Below are 25,911 nucleotides of genomic sequence, written 5' to 3' on the forward strand. Positions count from 1 at the left end.
TTGCACTCGATTTACGAGCCAGCTCTCCCTTTTACGAGTTTCCCAACACAAAGCGGCCCACCATCATATGATGGTGGGCCACAAGCATATATTTCATTTTAAAAACTGGTCATTTTTTCCGCAGGATCAATTCGCTTCCGCACTTTTTGGGCGATGATGTCTTTATCAAAGTAACCGACGTTTAGGACGCCAATAATTTTTTCACCTGGTTGGATATTGAGTGCTTCACGAAATTGCGGGTCACGGATATGCTGCGGTGTTTTCCAGGCCATGCCTAAGTCTTTTTCCCATGCTAGCAGCTGTAAATTTTGAATCATGCAGCTTGCTGCAGCAAAGTTTTCTTCTGCTTGTTTCTGACGGGGGTCGTCGTCAATAACAACAACTAGAAATGCTGGAACAATGTTAAATTTATTACGAACTGAATCATGCATACTTCGCTCATGACAAGGTAGAATCGCTTTAATAAACGCGTCTCTTCTCTCGCCAGACACAAAGATAAACCGCCATGGTTCACGAAGTTTGTGGTTTGGTGCCCAGACAGCATCTTTCAATAATGATAGGACAAGATCTTGGCTGACTTCCTTATCAAGATATCCGTTCTTTACGGAAGTTCTTTCCCGAATAATTTGAGCAATCGATGTAGTCGCTAACATTTTCAACCTCCAAAGATAATGATAATCATTTTCATTCATTTATCATACCATGATTCTTTTTTAAATCAAGAAACAACTAAAAAGAGCCTCGTTCTGAGACTCCTTCCCTCTAAAAATATCCATGGATCAATGGGACAGATTCGGGCTTTTCCTTGGAAAATCGATATGCATTCTGGATTCTCATTGCAACATCTTCAACCATTTCCTTATTGCTGTGAATGGTGGCAATAACCTCGTCCTTTGCAACCGTATCACCGATTTTTTTATGTAAAACGACACCAACGCTTAAATCGATCTTTGATTCTTTGGTTTCCCGACCTGCCCCTAACATCATAGCTGCGATCCCGATTTCCTCTGCAATAATTTCGGAAATAAAGCCAGATTCCTTAATTTTTACTGGAATTTGATACTTGGCTTCTGGTAGTTTTTGAAAGTCATCCACAACAGTGGGATCTCCACCTTGATCTTTTAAAAATTGTTTAAAAACTGATAAGGCCTTTCCATTTTCGATTACTTCCAGTAAATGCGCGCGCGCTTCTTCCTCTGTTTCTGCCGCACCTGCTAACAGGACCATTTTACTGCCTAAGACAAGACATAGCTCTTGTAAATCCGCCGGACCATTCCCCTGCAAGGTTTCAATGGCCTCTTTCATCTCAAGCGTATTTCCAACAGCAAAACCAAGGGGTTGACTCATATCCGATATCACAGCACTTGTTTTTCTCCCCACTTGGTTGCCAATTTCCACCATGGCTTTTGCCAAAGCTTCCGCATCTGCTAAGCTTTTCATAAAAGCACCTGAGCCGACTTTGACATCCAATACAATTGCGTCTGCACCCGCTGCAATTTTTTTACTCATAATGGAGCTCGCGATTAATGGGATTGAATTAACTGTCGCGGTTACATCACGTAAGCTGTAGATTTTTTTATCAGCTGGGGTTAAATTCCCCGACTGACCGACAACCGCAATCTTATTACGGTTCACTAGCTCCATAAACCTTTGTTCCGAGATTTCTACATGGAAACCGGGAATGGACTCTAATTTATCGATCGTTCCGCCTGTATGCCCCAATCCTCTACCAGACATTTTCGCAACTGGAACTCCTAGAGCTGCTACAAGTGGAGCTAAGATTAATGTCGTTGTATCTCCGACTCCTCCTGTTGAATGCTTATCGACTTTCACTCCACGAATATCTGCTAAGTCAATTGTATCGCCTGAGTCCACCATCGCCATGGTAAGTGTCGCGGTTTCTTCCGCTGTCATGCCTTGGAAATAAACGGCCATTAAAAACGCAGACATTTGATAATCAGGAATGCTCCCAGTCGTATATCCATCAATAACAAAGCGAATCTCTTCACTAGATAAAGATTCTCCATCCCTTTTCTTTGCTAAAATATCAACCATTCTCAATTCCATCACCCTTTCCTTCCTTTAATATTATTATTTCTGAAGGATATGTCAAAATCCTCCTATTCAATTAGCCTTAAAAGATCTATTACGTTTTTTCACAAATCACAAGTATGCTAGATATAAAGGCATAATGTCAGCTAATAGAATCAGCTGGGGGGGCTTGATTCCCAAAATTGCCTGGGACTAGATGAATTATTAGAATACGATGTATACGAGTGAGTGTGTAAACCTACAGCCGAATGAACTTCATTGTCTTATAGATGAACTTCTTATACAATGTCAATAACTGTAATTCACATAGTGATTAAGGGGAGAATATTCGTGAGGGCCATACTTATTGATGATGAACCATTAGCTTTGGAATATCTTGAATTCCAAATTAAAAAAATAAGCAATTTACAAATTGCGGGGAAATTTAACTATTTTAATCTGCAAAAGCATTCCTTATTACTTCAAGAGATTCAAGTTGTGTTTTTGGATATAGAAATGCCAAATACAAATGGGTTAGAGTTGGCGTCTCAGCTTTTAGAAATCAATTCATCCCTAATGGTCATTTTCGTCACAGCTCATCAAGAATATGCTTTACAAGCTTTCGAATTAAATGCACTAGACTACGTTATGAAACCGCTCCAATTAGATCGCCTGCAAAAAGCATTGGAACGGATCGAAGTAAATATTCGCGCTCAAACGAATGATCCCTTTTCCATCCGTACCTCCTTACAAATAAAAGTATGTGGTGAATTTTCCCTTTCTTTAGCTGAAAAAAAACTACCTAATTTAAAATGGCGAACATCTAAATCTCAAGAACTATTTCTCTATTTACTTCATAACTTTGGGAAATCTATTCATAAGACGGAACTACTGGAAATCCTGTGGCCAGAAATGGATGAGGATAAGGCTTATCCTCAGTTGTATACTGCGATCTATCACACAAGAAAAACACTGCATCCATTGAGGGAGCATTTGTCCATTAAAAATGAAACAGGGGGCTATATGCTGGTCATTCAAAATAGCTTCATTGATATTAACGAATGGGAAAAAACGGTACAAAGTGCTCTATCCATTGACTCCAAGTCGATTACGAAATATGAGGAAACGATGAATTTATATACAGGTTCTTACCTACAAGACTATGATTACATTTGGGCTGAGTCAGAGCGATACCGCTTGGATCAGTTATGGGTGAAGACTGCTACCCGAATAGCGGAGTGGTATGAAAACAATCAAGATCTGGAAGAAGCCGAAGCTTGGTATCTTAAAATTTGCGCTATAGCGCCAGAAGACGAACATTCCCATTTTGCATTAATGAAATTATATGCCCGTTTTAACTATGGGCTATTAATAGACCATCAATATAACCAATTGAAAAGGACTTTGGAGAATTTAGATCTCTCCATATCCCCTGTTATTCAGGAATGGTATGATCAATACCGTAATAAGAGAAAAACAGAGGCTGGAACCTAGCATGATGCCTAGAATACCCATACAAAAAGACGAAGCACGATACCTTTTCTCGCTTCGTCTTTCTGTTATTGTGCATATTTACAATGTTGAATCTCGTTCTCCGACTTCCTCCTTGTGATTTTGCTCTTTCAACAAGTCACGAATTTCTGATAGTAGTGCCACATCTGGTGCAATTTCTATTTCTTCTTCCACGACCGCTTCTTCCCTTTTCCTTCTCAGGCTTCCTATTAATTTGATAAATAGGAAGATAGAAGCAGCGATAATAATGAAGTCAACTACACTTTGAATAAAGACGCCATAAGCTACTTTCGCGTCTCCGATTAAGAAAAAGAGATTTTTAAAACTATGGCCGCCAAGCAGTGCGCCAACTAGCGGCATAATGATATCTTCAACCAAGGAGGAGACGATTTTCCCAAACGCGCCCCCTATCACAACCGCTACTGCTAAATCCATTACATTTCCTTGGATCGCAAATTTTTTAAATTCTTCCCACAAAATAATTGCCTCCCTTTTCATCACTATATTGTCTATGTATTTCGAGCGAAATTTCCTCAAAAAGCGTATCAGTTTTTCTTTAAAAGCTCAAGCTGGATTGCAAACAAAGGACCAATGTCCTATTCTTTATTTTTCCGCAAAATTCTACCATTTCAAGTTCGATTCTCTTTATAATAAAAAGAGGCATTGGATGAAGGAGGCTTTATGTATGGAAGATAAACAAAATAAGTATGAATGGGTGAAAACCCTGGTCATTGTTGTCGTAATTACGATCGCCATTCGTACATTCTTATTTACCCCTGTCTCAGTCGATGGTGCTTCGATGGAACCGACTCTGCATGATCGCGAAAAAATCATTGTCAGTAAAACAATCAATTGGATCGGAGACATCCATCGAGGGGATATCGTCATCATTAAAGACCCTGAAGAAAAAATAAACTATGTCAAAAGGGTGATTGGGCTCCCCGGTGAAACAATCGCAATGGAGAATGATCATTTGCAAATTAATGGCAAAGAAATAGATGAATCCTATTTAAATGAAGCAAAAAAGATTACAAATCAGCATGGCACCAAACTAACAGAGGACTTTGAGCCCGTTACCGTTCCAAAAAATCAATATTTTGTCATGGGCGATAATCGACCAAATAGTATGGATAGTCGTGGTGTAGCACCCTTTTCTTTAGGCTTTATCCCGGAGGACGAGATCATTGGGAAAAGTAAGTTAGTAATTTTCCCTTTTCAAAATATTCGCATGACACATTAATTGGGGACTGTCCCCCAACCCGGTAGCACGTTAACGCGTTGAGGGACAGTCCCCAACATTCTTTCAAAGAAAGGGAGTGATTGGAATCGTAACGGCTTTATATGTTTTTGGCATCATAGGAGTGGTGATAAGTTTGGTGGTCGGCTTTCTTTCTGGGAGCTTTTGGATGTTTCTGCTTGCGGTCGTAGGGGGTGCTATTTTTGCTATCATCCAATTTGCTTTAGCGAACGTACTAGAGAAACAAGAGACGATTCTTCAGTATTTACAGCAACAAAGTCACTTCCTGAGGAAACAGTGTGGAGCAGAGGTCAAAAAATGTCCCAATTGTCAATATGAATTTGATGCCGCATTAAGCTCTTGCCCGCATTGTGGATCAAGAAAAGCGTAAGGCCGCTACCTTCGACAAGTATATGTTATGAGAAAAGAAAGGCGTTCTTGACCTGACCTGAAATTTCTCTTCATCAGAATGATTATTTTCTTCTGTCAGGTCCGTCTCTCCTTGTGTAACTGATTGCTCGTTCTCGTCTTCTGAAGTTTCTCCAGCCATTACTTTAGCTTTGATAATAAAAAACTTCCTTTAGCTTCAGGGTTTTCCTAGCCTCCTCATCAAAGGTAACAGCAGACTTACTCTTTTTCTCACTTCCCCTCCCTTATATTCAGTGGCATACTTATGTATGCTAAAGAGTACTTTAAACTTACTCAATAATTTTAAACAAGGTTGGATAAGAAATACAAATTAGGTATAAATACTTATCCTTGAAATAAGAACTCATACCATGTTTTTGGATGTAGCGTCTATATAAAAGTTAATAACATGAGATTCACATTAAATGCTAAAGTCCTTTAAAATAATAGAGCAATCGATTATGAGGGATATCGGATTGATAGAAAACATTCTTTTTATGGAGAGAATGCATTAATATGCATTGTTTTGCCTACATACATCTTATACAATGTAATGAACCGAACATTCTTATTGGAATAAGGGGGGATGTATGTTGAAGGCCATTTTAATTGATATGATTGCGGGTGTAGGATTACATATGGGGAATGAATATTCATGATAGAATCTATTAAACCATCTAAATGGTCTTTCTTTATTATCATTTTTCTTATTATCATAACAGCTATTCGATTTTCCTGGATGAGCTTTTTAACTACACTTGACTATAAAGATTCCCCACATGCACATCATGGTGTACTCGATTTACGTGGATGGGATTTTAATGATAGAGAAACGCTTCAATTAAACGGAGAATGGGACTTTTATCCTTCTACATTCATAACATCATCTGAACAGTTAAATAAACCTGCAACTAGATTTATCACTGTACCAAGTAATTGGAATACATCGTTTGAAAAGGACGATTCCTTTCATTATGGAACGTACAGGCTCCGTATATTACTAGATGACAATGATGAAAAGTTTTGGGGGCTACTCATCAATCAAAAATACAATAATGCTTCCGCTATCTACGTGAATGGCCAGCTTATCGGTAAAGCTGGTCAGGTAGCCACTTCCGTAAAAAATTACAAAGGGAGTAATGTTCCCTTTACCGCTCCATTTAATTTAGATAACAATGAAATAGAGCTAATGATCCATGCTTCCAGCAACAAAAGTAGCGGCGGCATTATAAACCCCATTCATTTTGGATCAATGGATGCCATTCAGCATCGCAAATTATTATCAGAAGGGCTACAGCTTTTGCTTTGTGGTGTCTTATTATTACATAGTGTTTACGCTGCCATCTTATATTTCATTCGCTTTAAACCTAGGCAGGGTTTACTTTTTTTCTCCCTACTGCTTCTATGCACCATTATTAGTGTACTTAGCTCGGATGATAAATTATTATTTAGATGGATTCCAGTAGATTATGATTGGAGAACCAGAATTACCTTCTTATCCTATATCGGTGTTGGAGCATTTATCCCACACATTATTAACAAATTATTTCCTATAAACTCCAATAAGCAGTTATTAAGGTATTTCACTGCTTTTTGTATAATATACGCATTATTTATGCTAGTAGCACCACCAAGGACCATCATACTCTCAACCAGGGTACTGTTCTATGTCGTTTTCGCTTGTTCTATTATAATATCCATCTTAATCCTCCGAAAAGTAAAGATACCTAAAGAAGAGAGCATCTTTTTAATACTTGGTTGTCTCAGTATAGGCGTAAATATTATTTGGACCTTGATCCATAATTTCACAACAACCACAATGCATTATCCATTTGACCTTATCATTGCCCTACTTTGTTTTGCGGCCTTTTGGTTTAAACGCTTTTCACGGATCGCTTCTGATGCAAAACATTTAGCGGAAAAATTACAGTTGGAGAATCAACGTAAGGATGATTTCTTAGTCAATACCTCACATGAGCTAAGGAACCCATTACACGGTATTTCAAATGTTATTCAATCTCTTTTAGATGACAAAACAGCCCCTCTTCACAAAGAACATCGGAGACGTTTGTCCATTTTAGATAATGTGGCTAAAAGGATGTCCTTTATGTTAAATGATTTACTGGATGTGACAAGATTAAAGGAAAAGACAATTCCATTGCATATTGAAAAAATTTTTATCCAAACGGTGGTTGCTGGTGTAATCGATATGACGAAGTTAATGGCGGAAGGAAAGGCAGTTCAGCTGCGAATAGATATACCAGACTCGTTCCCTCCTGTAGCAGCAGATGAAACTCGCCTGATTCAAATCCTTTTTAATTTAATTCATAATGCAGTGAAATTTACGGACGAAGGAACCATTACGGTCCGAGCAACTATTCATCAGGAAATGGCTTATATAAAAATAGAGGATACTGGAATTGGAATTCAGGAAAAGGAAATGGCGCATATATTCAAGCCTTATGAACAAGCAACAGTCAATAAAGAAAGGGGCAGCGGTGGATTTGGTTTAGGATTAAGTATTTGCAAGCAATTAGTGCAATTGCAAAATGGGGATTTAACTGTTCAGTCTACTCCAGGAAAGGGTTCTGTTTTCACTTTTACACTCCCTTTATTTAAAGGGGCTCATAATGCCAAAATATCGACATCTCAAATCATCAAAGAAAACACTGAACTTGCTGCAACAATAACAGACAGCTTGCAGTCGAATAGCACTAAAAACGCGCAAGGAAAACAAAAAATTTTAATCGTGGATGATGATCCAATAAATGTAGGTATTCTCCAATCAATCCTTGCTGGGGAAGAAAATTGCCTAATTATAGGGGTAACTAGTGCAAAACAAGCCATTGAAAAGTTCCAAACAGAGTCCTATGATCTTGTCATTGCTGATGTGATGATGCCGCAAATATCCGGATATGAGTTAACACAACTAATTCGAAAAAGTTTTTCTATTTCGGAGCTACCCGTACTCTTATTAACTGCACGTACACGTACGGAAGATATATTAGCAGGTTTTCAGGCAGGAGCAAATGATTATGTGACGAAGCCTGTTGCTTCACTGGAATTAAAAGCAAGAGTTCAAGCCTTAATAAAATTGAAAGTTTCCATCGAAGAACATATCCGTATGGAAGGAGCTTGGCTACAATCACAAATTCAACCACACTTTATTTTCAATACCTTAAATTCCATTGCGGCCCTTGGAGAATTGGATATTTCCAAAATGCAACAACTTCTTGATGAATTTAATAATTATTTACGCTTGAGTTTTGATTTTCATAACGCGGATCCTGTTATTCCTCTAGAGCAGGAACTTTCCTTGGTGCGCTCTTACTTATATATTGAAAAAACAAGGTTTGGCAATCGATTGACGATCAAATGGAGGTTGGATACGAATGCTACTATTCTACTTCCCCCGTTATCGATACAACCTCTCGTTGAAAATGCTGTTAAACACGGTATCCTCAAACTTGCCGAAGGAGGGACAATTTCTATTGATATTATCGAGCACTCATCTGATATTGAGGTTTCCATCACGGATAATGGAGTAGGAATGACAGCTGAAAAAATTAATAGGCTTTTAACTCGAGAAAAAGCAAGTGAGCGAACAAGCGTGGGACTTCGAAACGTTCACTCTCGGTTGATGAAGCTTTATGGAAAAGGCCTAAGCGTCCAAAGTGAACTAGACCATGGAACAACGATTAGCTTTCGGATCCCTAAATAAAGAATGGAAGAAAAGCGGAAATGCCTTGGCCTGTCTCGACAAGCAAATCACCTGAGCTAAGTAAAATCCAGTTTTAATTTTTATTGGCTCAGGTGATTTAGTAGCACACTGACTAAGGACGCCACGTCCGCATCTTCTCCGATGTACTCATATCCTGCGAGCCTCTCAGGGCTAGACTACACATGCATCCGGTTCCAACAAAGCCCTAAAGGAAATTTTATAAATTCTTATCTTTGAACATGGCTCATTCATTATTTTCTATAACAGTAAAATTGATCGAATAAACTTTTGGATCAAACATTATACATTAGGAAATAAAGTAAATAATCAGCATAAGCTGTCGCTGTTTTATTTAATAGACCTCCGTCAAGTCCAGTTGGAAACCCGTGAAAAACTTGGAGGTAATAAGGCCTGTCCCTGCTTTCACGTCATGTTGCTCGTACATCCCATCTCCATTCAATGTATAGACAGTAATGGTGTCAAGCATCGGATTGACGATCCAATATTCCTTCACACCATAGTTCATATAAAGATTAAGCTTCGTGATTAGATCATGCGATTGATTGGATGGACTAAGAATTTCCACAAGCAAATCAGGTACGCCGACATATCTAGCATCCGTGAAGCCGCTTGGATCGCAAATAATCGTGATATCCGGAATCACAATTCTTGTACCATCCACCTTTTCGCTTTTCAATTCAATATCATAAGGGGCATAAAACAATTCACATGATTTTCCATCGAGAAATTCCTCAAATGCTCTCCCTAGCTTGCGTGAAACTCGTTGATGTTTCGTCGAAGGTGATGGAGACATGTAAATCACTCCATCGATATACTCTAGTAATGCTTCATTGTTTTCACGAATTTGCCAATACTCCTCCAATGAGTGGGGGCCATTCTGGTATACATGCATGTAAAGTCCCTCCAAACTTCATTTACTTGTAGTATATCATTTCCGCCTACTCTTCTCCTAAATCCACCCTTTTTCCTGCGCCCGCGCAATCGCTTCTATTTTATTCTTTGCCTCTAGTTTCTGTAGGACTTCAGACATATAATTTCGCACAGTACCAGCTGAGAGATATAATTGCCTGCTAATTTCCTTAGCTGTTTTTCCTTCAGCTGATAATCGTAGTATTTCTTGTTCTCTCTCTGTTAATGGATTATCTGCTTGGTACACATTGAGAATTAACTCCTGGTCGTATTCCCGTTTCCCTTGCATCACCTTACGAATTGAGTCCGCTAACTCATCAATCGAACCATCTTTTAATAAGTATCCATGGACCCCTGCCTTGATCGCTCGTTCAAAATACCCTGGGCGTGCAAAAGTTGTCAAGATCATCACCTTACACGGGGAAGATGACTGTTTTAACTCCTCTGCTACATCTAACCCGCTTTTGAGCGGCATTTCAATATCCATCAAACAAATATCTGGTCGTAATCGTTCTATCAAAAGCATTGCTTCCTTCCCATCCTTCGCTTGCCCCACCACGTCTAAATCATCTTCAAAATCTAAAAGTGTACCAAGTGCTCCCCTTAACATTCGTTGATCTTCTGCAATGACAATCCGGATCATAGCGTCATCTCCTCTTGCTTCAAAATAAGTGGCACCGTGATGTCCAATGTCATTCCTTTTTCCACTTTGAATTCTACTTGACCGTTTAGTAAAGACAATCGTTCCTTCATCCCCCGTAAACCATTACCTACCTTTATATTTTCAGTAGCCGTAATGCCATCATCCTGAACCCTGACTGAAAAAAAGCCATTTTCCTCTTGAAAATGCACGAGACAACTCTGAGCTTTACTATGTTTGACAATATTTGTACCTGCTTCACGCAGACACATTGCGATGATGTTTTGCACGAGTGGGGGAAGATGTGTAAATTGGGTCCCTCCTTTTTGTAAAAATCCAATCCCAGCTGCATGCAGAATCTGTTCCATGTGAATTAATTCTTCTGCAATCGTCAGCGCTCGCATTTCTGAAACCAGTTCTCTAACCTGGCGAAGGGCTGACCTAGAAGTGCCTTCCATTTCGCGCGCCTCCGCAATCGCCCGCTCTGGTTGTTTCTTCACCAATCTCTGGATGAGCTGACTCTGTAATGTAATCAAAGAAAGCGTGTGCCCCAATGTGTCATGAAGATCTCGAGCAATCCGGACGCGCTCTTCCCTTTTTACAAGCTCTTTAATTTTTTCATTGGCTTGATCCAATTCCTTTTCCAATTCCATCCGTTTATTCATGGAACGAATCCCAAACGGGGAGATCAGCATGACTGCAATAAACGGTAAAAAGGAGAGGGTTTCGATATGGGTTTCCTGAATAAACAACAGTATTAGAGTGCCAATAATCACAGAACTAAACGCAATTAAAGCCCGCTTAAACAAGATTTTATGTTCAAACCAACCAATAAAGTTTGATGGAAAAAAACCTAAGAATAAATTATAAGGACCATACCAAAGGCTTAGAATGACAATAATGGCTAATTGAATCGCTAACCAACAAACGTAGATTTTTACAGGAGGAAAACAAAAAAGCTGGCGATACGAGACCAAAAAAAGCAAAAGAAGGGTGTAGCCGATGAATAGCTTCCACCCTTTTTCATTTGAAATATAAAGTACGGGCATGAGTAAATAAACGAGAAAGATATAAGGGAAAAAGCCAAACTTTTTTGGGAATATGTGAATATTTTTCACTGACTACACCGCTTCCTGTTTCCTTCTTATATACGTTGATAATACCATGAATACAAGCAGATAGGCGGCCAAAATAGCAAAATTTCTAAATTCCGGTGCATGCCCGCGAATAATTTCCCAAGCGCCATTCCCAAAATGATAAGCTGGAAGCCATGCGCCAATTTTTTGAATGATATTTGGTAATATCTCCATTGGCATCCACATGCCGCCGGTAATCGCAAGCGCCATATACATAACGTTACTCACACCTATTGCCGTATCTACACGTCTCATCGTTCCGATCAAGATCCCCAGTGCTAAGAATGGCAAAGAGGCAAGTAAAATCCAGCCAGCACTAAAAATCCATTCCAACGCAGATAAACTGACACCGTTTAAAAGGACCCCTGTAATAAAAATGACAAGCACAGAGCAGATATGAACCATTGTCTGGCCGACCATTTTTGCCGAATAATAGACGAGGTCTGATAATGGGGTGACGCGAATAAAAGTCGTCCAGCCCTTTGAACGCTCTTCCACTAAACGGATGCCCATTGTCATAATCGAACTTCCCATTACACTGAAAGTGGTCATTGACATCAAGTAGTGAGCATTCCACTCATCTTGATCAGGAACACCGGTATTCACTACTTTTGTAAAAATAAAATAGAACACAATCGGCATGAGAAGTGACCAGAATAGATAATACGGATTTCTCAACATCCGCAGCATTTCAGCATGACATTGATACCTGAACATCTTCATCCTGTCTCCCCTTCCCTTCCCTGATTCACTAACTGTTCAAAGGCCTCTTCCAATCGTCCTTTTTCAACACGAACATCCCTCACCTCAAGCTGCTGGGCATAAATTTTTGCTAACACAGCATCTGTGTCGTCTGTTGAAATGACCATTCTTCCCTCTTGAACAAAACAGTCAGAAACAAAAGGTTCCTGGAGAAAAAGCTTCTTTGGAAAACGATCCTTGGTAATGAAGGAAACGGATTGCTTGGTTAATTGCTTCTTCATATCATCTGGTTTTCCATCTGCCATAATTCTGCCATTTTGAAATAAAATGATCCGATCGGCAATATCATCGGCCTCTTGTAAATAGTGCGTAGAAAAAAGAATCGTTTTGCCTTGTTTCTTTAAGGCCAAAATATTCTCCCAGAAAGCTTTTCTAGCCGCGATATCCATTCCCACCGTTGGTTCATCAAAAAACAGTAAATCTGGATTCCCAGCCAAGGCCAATGAAAAGGCGACTCTACGCTTCTGTCCACCCGATAATTTCTCAACCCGCTTTCTTAAATCAGCTTCTGCCAACCCTGTCATATCCATTAATGTTTCTAACGGAAGAGGACTCGGATAATAACTACGAAAAAGACGAAGAATTTCTCTCACCTTTAAGCCGTCCATTAAACTCACCTCTTGCAACATCACACCGATTCTTTCATGAACTGCCTTGGCTTTCGCATCCTGACCAAATAATCGAGCTGACCCTTCCGTAGGATTTAGCAATCCCAGCATCATCAAGATGGTCGTCGTCTTCCCCGCCCCATTTGGTCCAAGAATTGCCACAACCTCTCCCGGATAAATCGAGAAAGAAACATCATCCACCGCTCTCTTCCCTTTAAACGTCTTCGACAAATGCTCAATGCTCACTACAGCTTCCATCATTCCACCCCCAACATCTCTCCCCTTATCCTACCGCTCCAAACCTGGAAATTTCAGTTGATTATGTAATGGATTTGACATGACAATTGTCATTGTGGGGCCTGACCCCCGCTGTATTAAAGCGTTACCACGGTGGGGGTCAGGCCCCCGTTTATGAATTTTGAACAATTTTTTGCAGGTAGGAAGAGGTTAGTTTGTAGCCATTTTCGATTTTTTCAGCCAAAAAGCTGGCTCTTTCGAATAGGATGGACCGAATATGTTGAATTTCCCGGATGATTTTTTCCGAAACAGCTTCCTGTCTATCTAGTCTCTCGATCACCTCTTGATGGTGGGCATCTTGTTTTTCCATTTGCTGATTTATCGTCTGCTGTTTCGTTTCTTGCTTATCGATTTTGTTCATGGTTTCCTCGCGAAGTTCAAACAACTGATGTGATAATTTCTGTTCCGTCTCCTTAACTTGCATCTCTATTTGCTCCCCCGCCATAACAAGTTGATCCAGCCGCTGCATCATTTCCTTGTTTGATACATAGACCCTATCGATATGATCAGCGATTTCTCGATTCAGCTTTTCCTCCATGTCCACGCTATTTACCTGCTGTCCTTCTATTTTTTCTAAAAGCTCTAAAGCAAACTTTTCAGACGCTTCCCTCCGAACATTCATCTTCCTCAGTTCCTCAATTTGTCCGCCAACCTCTCTCCACTGCTGTTCATGTTTGCGATCTTGGTTTTGGTGTAACTGATTGAGTATTAGAAAAGCCTGATTGAATTCTTGATTGGCTCGCTTTTGTTCTTTTAAAAATTCCGTCCAACCATCATATTGATAACTTCCTTGATTTTTCGCTTGCACATCCATTGCCGTTTTATAAAGCGCTGGATGTTGATTCTTATTCATATATAATCCCATCTCGCATACCATCCCCTTGCCAATGAATTATAATATCGTATGCAAAGGGATAGGAAATTGTAAAAAATTGAAACTTTCTTTCCTTCTCCTCGTATAAACAGATTAAAACTATCTTCAGAGAGGAGATATTCACCATGTCCTCACGCCATTCTAATCTTATTGGCTATTTAGGCTGCTCGTTTATTCCTATAGGAATCGGCCTTTTAATCTTTTTAATCACTATCGGACAACTTGGGATCGGGATCGTACTGCTAATCGTTCTGCTCGTGATTTCCATTGCTTTTATGGCGCGCGCTTCTGAGATAGAAGACGCCAATCGGGAAAGATACAAAAATTATATAGCCAGCTTCCGTCCAGAAATAGAGGCATTTACAGAAACACAGGTCATTTCTCCTGACTCTCTGTTAACACGGATTGCATTGGACGAACAAGAAAAGAGAGTCTGTATTTGGTTACCAAATGATCCAACTATGAAACTACCTCAAAAAGAAATGACCTTTCAAGTGTTTTCCTATGAATTTGCTGACATTCAAGCTGTTGAAATGATTATAAATGAACACTACACTTTGGAAAAACGAACAGGAAGTGATCCTAGCATGGAGCCTGAAACCATTACTTCCCTGCAGCTACAGATAACGGCTGCTCATATGACCCATACACTAATTTTTTATGAAGCAACAATGAAGAATGGACATATTCAATTAAAACGAGGAACAAATGCTTATCAAAAACAATTTAAAACCTTAGAACAAGGCTTTTCCTTAATGAAAGAAGTGATCAGAGGGTCAGATACAACCGATCATCAAGATAATATGGAATTAATGAAAAAGGAAGCTCTCAAGCGATTTGTACAAGTGCTTGCCACCGTAAAGCTAAAGCGTCAAGCAGAAGATGCATTGGAACCTGGTAAAACGGATCTAACTAGTGAACCAGTGAATAAAGGATCCATTGATGATGCATATCCAAAAAAGACCGATGAAGAGGGCGATCTTTTCACCCTCAATACCCAAGAAGAGGAAACTATCCATAGCACTGACCAGCAACCAGAGGAAAATGATTCCTTCACTGACTTTGAAAAGTTTCTTGAAAGCAACAAGCAAAAACAGTTCTCTCACCGCAATAAGGATTCTTCCTAGAGGCTGGGACAAAATTAAAATGTTAAGCCCTCAAGACGAACAATGCATTACCTTAGCGGAGAAAATATACGTAGACTCCTGCGGGAAGTGAGAGTTCGGCAAGACCCCGGAAGGCAAAGCCTGAGGAGACTTGCCACTCGCCCGCGGAAAGCGAAGTATATTTCCGGAGCGGAGGTATCACCCTATTAGTTCGTTTTTTTCTTTGGTGAAAACATTTTTGTCCCAGCCTCTTTTCATAAAAACGGATCCTCCCTAAAAATTCCCACCTCTCCGCTTATGTCTCATTCATAAATGGCTATGCCACATAGACTGAAATGGAGATGAAAAAGTGGGGGTGAAAAAAATACAAACCATTAATCCGAAAGGAAGCAAAGTGGATCCTTCCAATCCTGATACCATTCCTAAGTTTGTCGATGACCTACCGATTCCATCTGTAGCTAGACCACTTAAAAACATCAAAGGCAAGTCTTACTATGAAATCACCATGAAGGAATGTAAACATCGGTTCCATAAGCTCATGCCAGCTACAACTGTTTGGGGCTATGATGGAATGTATCCCGGACCGACGATCCAAGTTAATCAAAATGAAACTATTTATGTGAAATGGAAAAATCAATTACCTTTGAAGCACTTTTTACCGATTGATCGAACCCTCCATGGATCAGCAGGTCCGCCTGAAGTACGGACAGTCACTCATTTACATGGTGCGAATGTGGCTTGGGAAAGTGATGGACATCCAGAAGCATGGTTTTCAAGAAACTTCGCGCAAACAGGCGAAACCTTTAAACGAAAAATTTATGAATATACCAATCGTCAGAACGGCGCTACCCTTTGGTATCATGATCACGCAATTGGCATTACAAGATTAAACGTATACGCGGGGCTTGCTGGCCTCTACATTATTCGTGATGCCATCGAGAAAAAACTAAAATTACCAAAAAATCGTTATGATTTGCCTCTTGTCATTCAAGACAAATCCTTTAAAAAGGATGGCTCCTTATTCTATCCAGAAAATACAGACCCACCCGCTCCTATCAATCCATCTGTTCAACCATTTTTTAATGGAGATACGATGGTCGTAAATGGGAAAATCTGGCCGCGGTTAAAAGTCGAGCCGCGGAAATATCGCTTCCGTATTTTAAATGCGTCAAATACGAATGCTTATACATTACGGATTGGGGATGAGCGCTCCTTTTACCAAATTGCAACAGATGGAGGACTTTTGCCAGAGCCAGTTGAGTTAACTACTCTTCCGATTGAACCTGCCGGACGGTCAGAAATCATTGTTGACTTTTCGAAGCTAAGGGGTAAAAAGTTGGTTATGCAAAACACGAACGACGAAGGGAATACAGGGGTCATTATGAGATTTGATGTTACATTGCCACTCAATCAAAAAGATACAAGCGAGATTCCCACAAGCTTGTTGCCAGATGATTCTACATTAGAGGAAAAATGTGCAGATAGGATTAGATTATTGACCCTTGATGCGATGCCAGATGAATACAATCGCCCGATGATGATGTTGGATAATCAAATGTGGCATGATCCCGTAACGGAGAAACCTGTTATCGGAGATACCGAAGTATGGCGATTTATTAACTTAATGAACTTTCCACATCCCATGCATATCCATCTTATCCAATTTAAAGTTTTACACAGAAGACCCTTTAATTTGGAGCGATTCCAGGAAGATGGCTATATTCAATACACGGGGCCACCAATCGAACCAGAACCATATGAAAAAGGCTGGATGGATACGGTTCGAGCGGATGTAGGTATGGTAACAAGTGTGATTATGAAATTCACGGAAAACCCGGGTGATTATGTATGGCACTGCCATATTTTAGAACATGAAGATTATGATATGATGCGACCGATGAAAGTGGTCGAAAGGGAATGAACAGGGACCTGCTAAGGTCCTTTTTCTCTGCAATTCACTCCCTAATTCTTTGATGCAATTGCGAGATGATAATAGGCTCTTAATCTGCATATATATTACACAAAAATGAAGCTAAGAGACATTGTGGGGCCTTTATTTGCCGTTGAGGTGGATTTATTCGCTGTTACGCCGTTTTTATTCGCCATCACATTGCTTTTATTCGTCATGACTCTGTCTTTATTCGCCATCATGCCGCTTTTATTCGCCGTTAAGGCTTTCAGACCCATCATTATATCGCTCAGATAAAATAATTTCAGCTATTGCCATAGCTTGATGGACTTTATAGCGGAACAAAAGCGCAAGCGCCCGTTTAGCGACGTACAAACTTTTTAGGGTTCTGACGAGATAAAGGAAACACCATGAGCTTGGAAAGCGAATGGATGTTGACTTATCGCAGGAAGAAACCGAAAGTTTGCTAGTCGCTGGGCGCTGGAGCTGGATGTCGAGCCGCAACGTAAACAGTTATCCACAGGCCAAGAATTTTATAGTTTCCTTAACAACAAAAAAAGCGACATAATGTCGCTTCACAATTGCTCTCCCCGCAAAATAGAATAGATCTTAATATCCCAATGTTTCCCTTTTGTGAACATTGCTTTGCGTAAAATCCCTTCAAAGCTCATTCCTGCTTTCTCCATTACTCGACTGGAACCAATATTTTCATCCAAGCAGCGTGCTTGAATTCGCATGAGATCCATTTCTTCAAACCCAAAGCGGATAACTTCTTTGGCTGCCTCTGTCATAATGCCCTTACCCCAGAAATCACGCGATAATACATAGCCGATTTCGGCGCTTCGATGTTTCGGTTTCCACCAAATAAAATCAATCGTTCCAATGATCTTCCCGGTTTCTTTCCACTCAATGCCCCATGGAGCCACTTGATTTTCAGCATATCTTTCCTTCGCAAACTCTAAAAATTGCTTCGTATCTGTAATGGTCTGATGACGATCCCATGTTACATATCGTGATACCTTTACATCCGACCCATAATAAAATACGTCTTCCACATCCGTATCCTTTAATTTCCTTAGACGCAATCGTTCAGTCTCTAAAACCGGCATTTCAAATATCTCTTGATCGCTCATCTCACTCACTCCTTTTTTGCATTTTCCTTATTATAAACGAGTCATTACCCTAAATCGATTGTATTTTTTAGTTTCTTCATATTTTATCCCAAGATATTTTTATCGGTATATTTGTATCACATCCGAGAAAATATATGGAATAAGGAGGAGGATTTCATTGAATCGACAAAGAGCTGAAGAAATTGTACAAACTGGAGATATTAAGCATGTCACCTACGAAGGTGAGCGTGTTTATATTCAACGAGTAGATGAACATAACGAGACAGCACGCATTTACCCTTTGGATGATCCTCAAAAAGAAATGGATGTTCCTCTCACCCAACTTGTTGAAAAACTGCTGTGATCATGGAGGCAAATACTATAGTTCAATCTTGACAAAGCCTTTTTCATCCCCTAAGATTAGGGCAATCGTATCAGTGGGAGGCGACCTCCCACTGCCTAATAAGTTATTGAACATTTTGGCCCCACGATTTCACTAACAAATTTTGGGGAATAAATAATACAACTAATTCCGACTAAACAAATAAGCATGATTGCATTACGGGACAGGAGGAGAAACAGAAATGGGTTTATTTATTCGTTCAGAACAGCAACAGGCATGGTTAAACAAATTGCAGGAGAAAGCAGAAAAGTTTAAAAGTCGAGCCACGCAAATTGATGAACAAGGCATCTTTCCAAAAGAAAGCATTCAAGATCTAGTTGATTTGGGCTACACAAAGATCACGTTACCAAAGGAATTTGGTGGAGAAGGTTTAAAAGTCTATGATATGGTGCTTTTTCAGGAAACCTTAGCAAGCTATGATTCTAACACCTCCCTTTCTATCGGCTGGCATCTGGGGACTGTCGGGGAAATCTATGAGAAAAAAGCTTGGACAACAGAAAACTTGGATTTTTTAGCAAAGGAAATTGTAAATGGAGCGATTACCAATCGATCGGTTAGTGAAGCGCAAACGGGGAGCCCGACACGCGGTGGCCGCCCAGGCACAAATGCGGTAAGACAAGAAAATGGCTGGGTTCTGAATGGCAGAAAGACGTTTACAACCGCCTCCCCTGTTTTAACGTATTTTTTAACCTCTGCTTGGATTGAAGAGAAACAGTCGATCGGTTTCTTTCTTCTTCATAAAGACTTACCAGGATTGTCCGTGGATGAAACATGGAATGTAATGTCGATGAGAGGAACAGGTAGTCATGATTTGGTTTTAGAGGATGTAAAAGTGGAAGATACCAAGCTTATTGAACTACCGGATAAGAAAAGCCCGGCAAAATTTGCTGGTTGGGCCTTGCATATTCCTGCTACGTATCTTGGAATTGCCCAAGCGGCCCGCGATTATGCTGTTCATTTCGCTAATCATCATGCACCAAACAGCTTGAAGGGACCAATCAGCCAACTACCAAATGTGCAGCAACATTTAGGGGAGATAGAATTAGAATTAACCCAGGCGCGTCATGTATTATATAGTGTCGCAGCAGCCTATGATGATGAATCACGAAGACCATACTTAACAAATGAAATTGCCATTGCCAAGCATACGGTCACCAATTCTGCGATCAACATTGTCGACCAAGCGATGCGTGTTGTCGGTGCGAAGAGTTTACAACTCACCAATCCATTGCAACGTTACTACCGTGATGTCCGCGCTGGCTTGCATAACCCACCAATGGACGATATGACAATTAAAAACTTAGCGATGACCGCTCTTCAAGAAGATGAAAAAGAGAGATAAAGTGAAACTTCATTCAGTGGGGGTTTTTTTCATCCCCCACTGAATGTTAAGGATCAAAGGCTAAATTCGCAACATTCTGTTGGCAGGCTTAAAGCACGACATCCTGTCGTTTCGCCCGCACTAGTACGTCCTGTACGTCGCAACGCCTTTGTGACCTGCGTCCTGCAGGCCCGAACCAATCGGGTATTTACTGGCAGTTGTCCCCCACTTACAATTCTCGTTTTCACCTCGAATTCTTGAAGTGGGAGTCTTACTGCCAGTTAATTCGGGATAAACCGAAGCAATGAAATTGGAAAAGGGGGTTATTTCTCCCTTTTCCTCTGTTTTTAAATCCCCTTTTGAAAAAAGAGTAATTGTAAACGCATCCATTATTACCAACAACTAGCGCGCTTTTTTCCTCTTAGCTAGTATTCTATTGGAGATGGGGATTAGTAGAAATTTGATGGATATCAAGAGCTTTTATAAGGGTATTTCTCATTTCCTTACGTTCAACAATTTTATCCAGCTGACCATTTTCAAAGTTAAACTCAGAAGTTTGAAAGTCAGATGGTAATTTTTCACCAATCGTTTGCTCAATCACACGACGGCCAGCAAAGCCAAAAGAAGCCTTCGGTTCAGCAATTGTAATATCCCCCTGCATTACAAAACTTGCAGAAACTCCACCGTAGGTTGGATCTGTAATGACCGAAATAAACAGACCTCCAGCTTTATCGAATCTAGAAAGAGCTACACTAACCTTCGCCAGTTGCATTAAGCTTAAAATTCCTTCCTCCATTCGCGCTCCTCCTGATGTTGAAAAAATAATAAGTGGACATTTTTTCTCTCTTGCTTTCTCTATCGCTTTTACTAACTTTTCTCCGACTACTCCGCCCATACTACCAGCATAAAAATCGAAGCTCATGGCTGCAATGACAACCGGAAATCCCCCTATTGTGGCTTCCCCCGTAATAACAGCATCTTTTAAACCTGAACTTTTTTTATTTCTCTCTAACTTATCTGAATAACCTGGGAATGATAAAGGGTCTGAAGCAATCAAATCTTGATCATATTCAGCAAAGGTTTCTTCATCAACTGTAAAATTAATTCGTTCATACGCATTTAGTCTAAAATGAAATCCACATGATATGCATACTTTCAAATTTTTTTGTAGTTCTTTTGAATACTGAATAACTCCACATTTTTTACACTTTGTCATAATCCCTTTTGGAATGGTCCGTTTAACATTTTCAGGAGGTATGACTGCATGCTTATTCTTTTTCTTAAAAAATTTACCGATCATAGGTTTGCTCCCTCGTATTATAAATTTTTTAATAAAATATAAACGCTGGTTCAATGTCAATATTCAATATATAAGACTCTCAGCTGATAAAATCCCTTTAATTGACAGAGTAACTCTCTTTTAGATACTAATTTAATAAAATTTGACTGACAGTTCCAAATGATTCTTGAGATGATACCCAAAGCTTTGTACTTTCATCTAAATGATTATGAATAAATTCTGCTCCTCTTTTCTTCAGATCAGCAATCGTGCAATTTCCATCTAATAAACTATTCTATTCTTTAATAGGAAGAAGTAATAGTTCCTGAACATCATCTCCTGCTTTAATCATGTTCCAATCATTTAATTTAGCTTCATACAGCCCAAAATAGATATACGGACCGATTGGCAAACCTTTTTTATAAGGTATAGTAGGTCGCGAATTCTTGACACGCTCAAACAATAAGGGGGAAATTTCATCTTCTACGTCTATTTCCTCAATTTTATTTTCATCAATATTATGAAAATAAGTTGACTCTGATGGAATAATTTCTACATCAACGCCTATTTCTTCTTTCGCTTCTCTAATAGCACATTCAAGAATATTTTCGCCAGGTTCTTGTCCACCCCCGACCCCACCAACTCTCAATGCAACGCCTTTGAGATCTTTAAGTAGACCATCAGTATTAAGTGTTAGGAGAAATTTATCCCCTTTTGTAATGATGACCCCTGCACAAAATGGTTGTTGATTTGTTATTTTTTTAATATTAACTTTCGATCCCATTGGTTCCCTCACTTTTAGCATCCCATCTTTTTAATCGCCAACATCGAATGATTATCCTGAATGATACCTGTATCTACGAAACCAAATGAAGCGTATAATGTTTTAGCTGTGAGATTACTTGTGTGATAAAAGAGAGCTACATATTCTGCTTCTCCATCTGGCATCGTTTCAATATCCATCAACATTTTTTCAAAGGCAAGTTTGCCATATCCTTTCCCCTGATAAGTCTTGTCGATCATAATATGCCAAATAAAATAGCTCGCCTTCTCGTAAAAAACTTCATTTTCAAATGATTCATGATCCAGCGTATCATAAATATACATCAAAAATCCCACCACGACTTCATCGGCATAAATGGCTAAGGGAGTCGCTGGTATCCCATCTGCGTTCAACATATGAGCGTCTGCAAAGCTTCTAAGGTTATTAGTTTCTATAAAATCTTTCTGGTTTTCTCCAACCTCAAGTGCTATTACTTCATCTATGTTGTCCCCATTTATTTCTCGTAATTCTATCATTCTTTTATTTCCTTTCCTAAGACAAGCCACTTCCATACATGGACCAAATATGAGCAGCTTCTATTACAAACTTCTTACACAATCATACCGTAAAATGATTGCTTGAAAAAGGGTAATTGTCAGAATTCTCCTTTCCTTTCCTATAAAAAAAGCCCAGATCCCCTGATAAAATAAGGATCTGGTTCTTTTTCTATTTCCGCTTTAAAATCAGCTCATCCACTTCAAAATCGATATCCTCGCCCTTGTAGGCGGGATCTGCTCGTTCAATAATGAGCGGAATCACTTCATTTGCAGATAGCTGGAATGGTCCTATATTTGTAAGGTTGTCCCCTGCCGCAACATGCGAATGCTCTCCGATCTGGATACGATATCGCGCCTTTGGATCAGCTTTTCCTGTTACAGTTAAGGTTACCTCTCCCTCTTGCTGACTAGCAAGATAGGCCGCCAGCTGGACAATTGTTTGTTTTGTAGAAAAATAAGAGCCTTCATCCTTGTAATTATGGCGAGAACTAAGATCTTGCTTATGAAGATTCCACTCTCCAGCTTTTTCCTCCACTGTAAGGTTGGGAATAAGTGTGGGCTTTGCACTTAATTCCACTTTAACAACAGGTAAAATCTCGTCATGAGGTTTACTGGATAAAGTAATCACAACATCATTGTTGTCAAATTGCCAGTTAAGTGGCTTTCCTGTTCCCTCTTCTAGCACTTGCTTTACATCTGTTGTCAGGCCTGGTAATCGGAGTTTTCCTTCTTCTGGCCAATCCATCACATATAAAAATAGCTCCTGATCTTTCGCCATTACTTCTCCCCAAGCTTGCGTTCCAAATAAGGTCGCAGATGAATCTAAGCAGGCATGCTGATGGCGTTTTAACCAGTCGCCGATTCCTTTTAATACATCTGCTTCATATTCCACAATCGAGCCATCCCCACGCGGCCCAATATTCAACAAGTAGTTCCCGCCATTCGCTCTTACCTTCACAAGGCTTTTCACAAGCTCTTGCACCTTTCCAGTAAGATCCTTTCTTTCTTGCCAGCTTCGATAGCCCCAAGTCGAATGGTAAATGGACGCTGGTGTCTGCCAAGCTCCATCGAGCGGAACAGAAGGCACTTCATTATCCCCTAATGTACGAAAATCCCCTTGATTATTCCAAATCCGGCTATTCACGGCAGCTTTTGGTTGATATTCGCGCACAATCTGCTTAAATCGCTTGCTTTGTTCAAGGGTAGGAGCCCCCATATCAAACCATAACTCGACTATCGCTCCATAGTTCGTTAAAAGCTCTTGTAATTGCTCTTCAATGATTTTGTCAATCGACTCAGGAATTTCATTGCAGTTATTATGATCAAACTCATGTCCCTGGTGCCAATCAACAAGAGAATAGTAGAGTCCCAGTTTTAATCCTTGTTTTTGGCATTCTTCCGCTAATAATTTTAAGGCATCTTTTCCAAATGGTGTACGATCAACAATATTATAATCGGTTGTTTCCGTCTTAAACATGGAAAATCCATCATGATGCTTTGTTGTCAAAACAATATAGCGCATGCCCGCATCCTTGGCAAGCTGACAAATTTCTTTTGGATTAAAATGTTCGGCTGTAAACTGCTTGGCCACCTCAAGATATTCCGCCTCTGAAATATTGGCCCACATTTGAATCTGCTCATTATATCCTTTTGTTTCAGGTTGTCCCTTCCAGACCCCGCCAATTTCTGAATACAGCCCCCAATGAATAAACATCCCATATTCTAACTGCTGCCAAGCCTCTACTCGTGAATCATTAATTGTGTGAATGTTTGCAGTAATCCCCTTCATACGTCATCCTCCTCTATAGTGACAGCGCTTTTACTTTTCTATCTTCTAACTTATTATATGGTGAGAGGAAGATATTTCAATCATTCCTCCTCTCCATATCTATTTTTCTTAGAAGCTGCCCTTCTACATATCAAATCCCATTGCAGATGAATACTCATCTGTTTCCCATTCTTGTGTTCTAGCTTTTTCATTTGCAACTTTTAAATTTTGAATCAATGTATTCAGATCAACCGATTGTTCATAGTGCCATTGCAGGGCTGCAGATGTGTAGAGCTCATTTAACTGCGCCACAGAAAATGTCTCTGTTTGTCTTCCCAGATAAAGAATATCCTCTTTTTCTAAAAAACGATCGATTTTTTTGCCAAGCAAATATTTTTCCCTTAAAGCGAGGCTTGGCGTCTTAATTTCATAGGCACGGTCAAATCGTCCCGCACGATTTATCAAAGCAGGGTCAATTCTCTCCGGGTAATTCGTCGTCCCAATTAGGAAAAGCCCTTCTTTGGATGTCGCTCCATCTAAAGCATTTAGAAAAACGGAACGTGCGGATTCTGGCATGGAATCAATATCTTCTATCACCAATACCATCGGGGCCATCTTGGCGACAATAGAAAATACCTCTTGAATCGAGTAACTAGAAGTGTATTCTGTAATCTGCCAGTAAGCCACAGGTGCATCAATACTTCCTGCGATCGACTTTACGAGAGTTGTTTTTCCATTGCCAGGAGGCCCGTATAGCAATATCCCTCGTTTATACGGAATATTGTACGTTTTGAAAAATTCCCCACTCTCATTGAAAAACTCGTCAATCGAGCGATATACCTCATTTTTCAAGTCTTCTTCTAAGAGGACATCCTCTCTGCTGACTTGCTGGGTAATCCATTCCTTCGTTCTCTCGACTCCATCCTCTGTATCGGTAAAAACCGTCACGCTTCCCTTCATAATCTCTTTTTGACGTTCATAGACGTAGGTCAAAAAGAGTAACAGAGCATGATCATTTTCAGCTAAAATAAACTCTCTCTCATAATCAGCATGACTTTGAAAAATAGGTAATTTTATTAGGCCGACCTGATGCTCGGGATAATAATAGACTGAGTTATTTAGAGAGGGTTTAATAACAAAGCCTTGTTGATCTCCATTTTGTTCATAGGTAATCATCCCTGTTTCGAGATAATCAAAAATATTTGCCACAAGCTGAGCTTTGCCAACTTCAATATCCTCCTGAAGCACAGACCAAATCTCTTCTTGTCCCTCACTGTCTAAAAATAACCTTAGAGTGTGACCTGCTTTTTCCCTCATCACCTGCAATATTTGCTTCAGCACATACCCATAATCATGATAATTCGGGAGAATCTCACGTGTATTTTCGAGCATGCGAATAATAAACGAACTTTCTTTCAAATGCATAATCTCCTTCAAGCTATTATTTGACCTCTCCTTAGAGTATAAAAAAATATGGGTTACGTAAAGAGCGAAATTGTTTTGGTTATGAAAAAGAAAGCTTTTCATCAACAATGGT

General features: G+C 39.8%; 24 protein-coding genes. 8 read left to right on the forward strand and 16 right to left on the reverse strand.

The features are described 5' to 3' along the window. Nucleotides 1-98 precede the first annotated feature (98 nt). Nucleotides 99-653 carry a nitroreductase family protein gene (locus IPU53_RS18595; RefSeq protein ID WP_207452496.1) on the reverse strand — a complete coding sequence of 185 codons (555 nt, stop codon included), beginning with the start codon at nt 651-653 and terminating at the stop codon, nt 99-101. 109 nt (nt 654-762) lie between these two features. Beyond that, complete coding sequence (locus tag IPU53_RS18600) at nt 763-2,061, reverse strand: pyrimidine-nucleoside phosphorylase (RefSeq protein ID WP_207452569.1); 1,299 nt, start codon at nt 2,059-2,061, stop codon at nt 763-765. Between the two features lie 321 nt (nt 2,062-2,382). On the opposite strand from IPU53_RS18600, the gene IPU53_RS18605 reads away from it, so the two are divergent. Then, nucleotides 2,383-3,525, forward strand: coding sequence for a response regulator (locus IPU53_RS18605; protein ID WP_207452497.1), 1,143 nt, complete (start codon nt 2,383-2,385; stop codon nt 3,523-3,525). A gap of 78 nt (nt 3,526-3,603) precedes the next feature. Here IPU53_RS18605 and mscL read toward each other — a convergent pair whose 3' ends face one another. Then, on the reverse strand, nt 3,604-4,020 hold the full coding sequence (gene mscL, locus IPU53_RS18610; RefSeq protein ID WP_207452498.1) for a large conductance mechanosensitive channel protein MscL: 417 nt from the start codon (nt 4,018-4,020) through the stop codon (nt 3,604-3,606). A 190-nt stretch (nt 4,021-4,210) separates the two neighbouring features. Here mscL and lepB point away from each other — a divergent pair, with 190 nt between their 5' ends. From lepB to IPU53_RS18625, 3 genes are all read left to right on the forward strand, one after another. Further along, a complete protein-coding gene (gene lepB / locus IPU53_RS18615; protein ID WP_396019962.1) occupies nt 4,211-4,783 on the forward strand; it encodes a signal peptidase I in 573 nt (190 codons plus the stop codon). Nucleotides 4,784-4,859: 76 nt separating this feature from the next. After that, the gene (locus tag IPU53_RS18620) at nt 4,860-5,171 is read left to right on the forward strand and encodes a hypothetical protein (protein WP_207452500.1); all 312 of its coding nucleotides are present in this window, start codon (nt 4,860-4,862) and stop codon (nt 5,169-5,171) included. 672 nt (nt 5,172-5,843) lie between these two features. Next, nucleotides 5,844-8,909, forward strand: a complete 3,066-nt coding sequence (locus tag IPU53_RS18625; protein ID WP_207452501.1) for an ATP-binding protein — start codon at nt 5,844-5,846, stop codon at nt 8,907-8,909. A 352-nt stretch (nt 8,910-9,261) separates the two neighbouring features. Here IPU53_RS18625 and IPU53_RS18630 read toward each other — a convergent pair whose 3' ends face one another. From IPU53_RS18630 to IPU53_RS18655, 6 genes are all read right to left on the reverse strand, one after another. After that, a complete protein-coding gene (locus IPU53_RS18630) occupies nt 9,262-9,822 on the reverse strand; it encodes a Uma2 family endonuclease (RefSeq protein WP_207452502.1) in 561 nt (186 codons plus the stop codon). Nucleotides 9,823-9,879: 57 nt separating this feature from the next. Continuing rightward, nucleotides 9,880-10,482 carry a response regulator transcription factor gene (locus IPU53_RS18635; protein WP_207452503.1) on the reverse strand — a complete coding sequence of 201 codons (603 nt, stop codon included), beginning with the start codon at nt 10,480-10,482 and terminating at the stop codon, nt 9,880-9,882. Continuing rightward, nucleotides 10,479-11,597, reverse strand: a complete 1,119-nt coding sequence (locus IPU53_RS25485; protein WP_313886527.1) for a sensor histidine kinase — start codon at nt 11,595-11,597, stop codon at nt 10,479-10,481. The genes IPU53_RS18635 and IPU53_RS25485 overlap by 4 nt, the downstream gene beginning before the upstream one ends. A gap of 3 nt (nt 11,598-11,600) precedes the next feature. Beyond that, nucleotides 11,601-12,338, reverse strand: coding sequence for an ABC transporter permease (locus IPU53_RS18645; protein ID WP_207452504.1), 738 nt, complete (start codon nt 12,336-12,338; stop codon nt 11,601-11,603). Then, complete coding sequence (locus IPU53_RS18650) at nt 12,335-13,243, reverse strand: ABC transporter ATP-binding protein (protein ID WP_207452571.1); 909 nt, start codon at nt 13,241-13,243, stop codon at nt 12,335-12,337. Before IPU53_RS18650 ends, IPU53_RS18645 begins: the two co-directional genes overlap by 4 nt. Nucleotides 13,244-13,394: 151 nt before the next feature. Continuing rightward, nucleotides 13,395-14,135 (reverse strand): hypothetical protein, encoded by a 741-nt coding sequence (locus IPU53_RS18655; protein WP_207452505.1) that lies wholly within the window; start codon nt 14,133-14,135, stop codon nt 13,395-13,397. A gap of 146 nt (nt 14,136-14,281) precedes the next feature. On the opposite strand from IPU53_RS18655, the gene IPU53_RS18660 reads away from it, so the two are divergent. Further along, complete coding sequence (locus IPU53_RS18660) at nt 14,282-15,283, forward strand: hypothetical protein (protein WP_207452506.1); 1,002 nt, start codon at nt 14,282-14,284, stop codon at nt 15,281-15,283. Nucleotides 15,284-15,611: 328 nt separating this feature from the next. After that, entirely contained in the window at nt 15,612-17,183 is a 1,572-nt protein-coding gene (locus tag IPU53_RS18665) for a multicopper oxidase family protein (protein ID WP_313886528.1), read from the forward strand. Nucleotides 17,184-17,278: 95 nt separating this feature from the next. Here the strand turns inward: IPU53_RS18665 and IPU53_RS18670 are convergent, their stop codons facing one another. Then, nucleotides 17,279-17,452, reverse strand: a complete 174-nt coding sequence (locus tag IPU53_RS18670) for a hypothetical protein (RefSeq protein ID WP_207452507.1) — start codon at nt 17,450-17,452, stop codon at nt 17,279-17,281. Nucleotides 17,453-17,746: 294 nt separating this feature from the next. After that, nucleotides 17,747-18,304: a GNAT family N-acetyltransferase gene (locus IPU53_RS18675; RefSeq protein ID WP_207452508.1), complete on the reverse strand. Its 558-nt coding sequence runs from the start codon at nt 18,302-18,304 to the stop codon at nt 17,747-17,749. Between the two features lie 157 nt (nt 18,305-18,461). On the opposite strand from IPU53_RS18675, the gene IPU53_RS18680 reads away from it, so the two are divergent. Beyond that, nucleotides 18,462-18,647 carry an H-type small acid-soluble spore protein gene (locus tag IPU53_RS18680; RefSeq protein WP_207452509.1) on the forward strand — a complete coding sequence of 62 codons (186 nt, stop codon included), beginning with the start codon at nt 18,462-18,464 and terminating at the stop codon, nt 18,645-18,647. A 220-nt stretch (nt 18,648-18,867) separates the two neighbouring features. Then, nucleotides 18,868-20,028, forward strand: coding sequence for an acyl-CoA dehydrogenase family protein (locus tag IPU53_RS18685; RefSeq protein ID WP_207452510.1), 1,161 nt, complete (start codon nt 18,868-18,870; stop codon nt 20,026-20,028). Between the two features lie 412 nt (nt 20,029-20,440). Here IPU53_RS18685 and accD read toward each other — a convergent pair whose 3' ends face one another. The 5 genes from accD to IPU53_RS18710 all read right to left on the reverse strand — a co-directional run bounded on the left by accD (nt 20,441) and on the right by IPU53_RS18710 (nt 25,799). After that, nucleotides 20,441-21,307 carry an acetyl-CoA carboxylase, carboxyltransferase subunit beta gene (accD, locus tag IPU53_RS18690; RefSeq protein WP_207452511.1) on the reverse strand — a complete coding sequence of 289 codons (867 nt, stop codon included), beginning with the start codon at nt 21,305-21,307 and terminating at the stop codon, nt 20,441-20,443. 274 nt (nt 21,308-21,581) lie between these two features. Continuing rightward, nucleotides 21,582-22,070 carry an NUDIX hydrolase gene (locus IPU53_RS18695; protein ID WP_207452512.1) on the reverse strand — a complete coding sequence of 163 codons (489 nt, stop codon included), beginning with the start codon at nt 22,068-22,070 and terminating at the stop codon, nt 21,582-21,584. A 14-nt stretch (nt 22,071-22,084) separates the two neighbouring features. After that, complete coding sequence (locus tag IPU53_RS18700) at nt 22,085-22,585, reverse strand: GNAT family N-acetyltransferase (RefSeq protein ID WP_207452513.1); 501 nt, start codon at nt 22,583-22,585, stop codon at nt 22,085-22,087. Between the two features lie 190 nt (nt 22,586-22,775). After that, a complete protein-coding gene (locus IPU53_RS18705; RefSeq protein ID WP_207452514.1) occupies nt 22,776-24,395 on the reverse strand; it encodes an alpha-L-fucosidase in 1,620 nt (539 codons plus the stop codon). Nucleotides 24,396-24,518: 123 nt separating this feature from the next. Continuing rightward, complete coding sequence (locus IPU53_RS18710) at nt 24,519-25,799, reverse strand: ATP-binding protein (protein ID WP_207452573.1); 1,281 nt, start codon at nt 25,797-25,799, stop codon at nt 24,519-24,521. Nucleotides 25,800-25,911 lie beyond the last annotated feature (112 nt).

Source organism: Bacillus sp. SD088 (genome assembly GCF_017355205.1).
Taxonomy (GTDB): Bacteria; Bacillota; Bacilli; order Bacillales; family Bacillaceae_C; genus Lederbergia.

Excerpts from the sequence above, each read along its gene's own strand:
- accD (WP_207452511.1), bottom strand. The coding sequence starts at position 21,307 with ATGATCGGTAAATTTTTTAAGAAAAAGAATAAGCATGCAGTCATACCT.
- IPU53_RS18710 (WP_207452573.1), bottom strand. The coding sequence starts at position 25,799 with ATGCATTTGAAAGAAAGTTCGTTTATTATTCGCATGCTCGAAAATACA.
- IPU53_RS18625 (WP_207452501.1), top strand. The coding sequence starts at position 5,844 with ATGATAGAATCTATTAAACCATCTAAATGGTCTTTCTTTATTATCATT.
- IPU53_RS18695 (WP_207452512.1), bottom strand. The coding sequence starts at position 22,070 with ATGGGATCGAAAGTTAATATTAAAAAAATAACAAATCAACAACCATTT.
- IPU53_RS18635 (WP_207452503.1), bottom strand. The coding sequence starts at position 10,482 with ATGATCCGGATTGTCATTGCAGAAGATCAACGAATGTTAAGGGGAGCA.
- IPU53_RS18595 (WP_207452496.1), bottom strand. The coding sequence starts at position 653 with ATGTTAGCGACTACATCGATTGCTCAAATTATTCGGGAAAGAACTTCC.
- IPU53_RS18655 (WP_207452505.1), bottom strand. The coding sequence starts at position 14,135 with ATGAATAAGAATCAACATCCAGCGCTTTATAAAACGGCAATGGATGTG.
- IPU53_RS18645 (WP_207452504.1), bottom strand. The coding sequence starts at position 12,338 with ATGAAGATGTTCAGGTATCAATGTCATGCTGAAATGCTGCGGATGTTG.
- IPU53_RS18700 (WP_207452513.1), bottom strand. The coding sequence starts at position 22,585 with ATGATAGAATTACGAGAAATAAATGGGGACAACATAGATGAAGTAATA.
- IPU53_RS18630 (WP_207452502.1), bottom strand. The coding sequence starts at position 9,822 with ATGCATGTATACCAGAATGGCCCCCACTCATTGGAGGAGTATTGGCAA.
- IPU53_RS18705 (WP_207452514.1), bottom strand. The coding sequence starts at position 24,395 with ATGAAGGGGATTACTGCAAACATTCACACAATTAATGATTCACGAGTA.
- IPU53_RS18685 (WP_207452510.1), top strand. The coding sequence starts at position 18,868 with ATGGGTTTATTTATTCGTTCAGAACAGCAACAGGCATGGTTAAACAAA.
- IPU53_RS18660 (WP_207452506.1), top strand. The coding sequence starts at position 14,282 with ATGTCCTCACGCCATTCTAATCTTATTGGCTATTTAGGCTGCTCGTTT.
- IPU53_RS18650 (WP_207452571.1), bottom strand. The coding sequence starts at position 13,243 with ATGGAAGCTGTAGTGAGCATTGAGCATTTGTCGAAGACGTTTAAAGGG.
- IPU53_RS18675 (WP_207452508.1), bottom strand. The coding sequence starts at position 18,304 with ATGAGCGATCAAGAGATATTTGAAATGCCGGTTTTAGAGACTGAACGA.
- lepB (WP_396019962.1), top strand. The coding sequence starts at position 4,211 with ATGAAGGAGGCTTTATGTATGGAAGATAAACAAAATAAGTATGAATGG.
- IPU53_RS18670 (WP_207452507.1), bottom strand. The coding sequence starts at position 17,452 with ATGATGGGTCTGAAAGCCTTAACGGCGAATAAAAGCGGCATGATGGCG.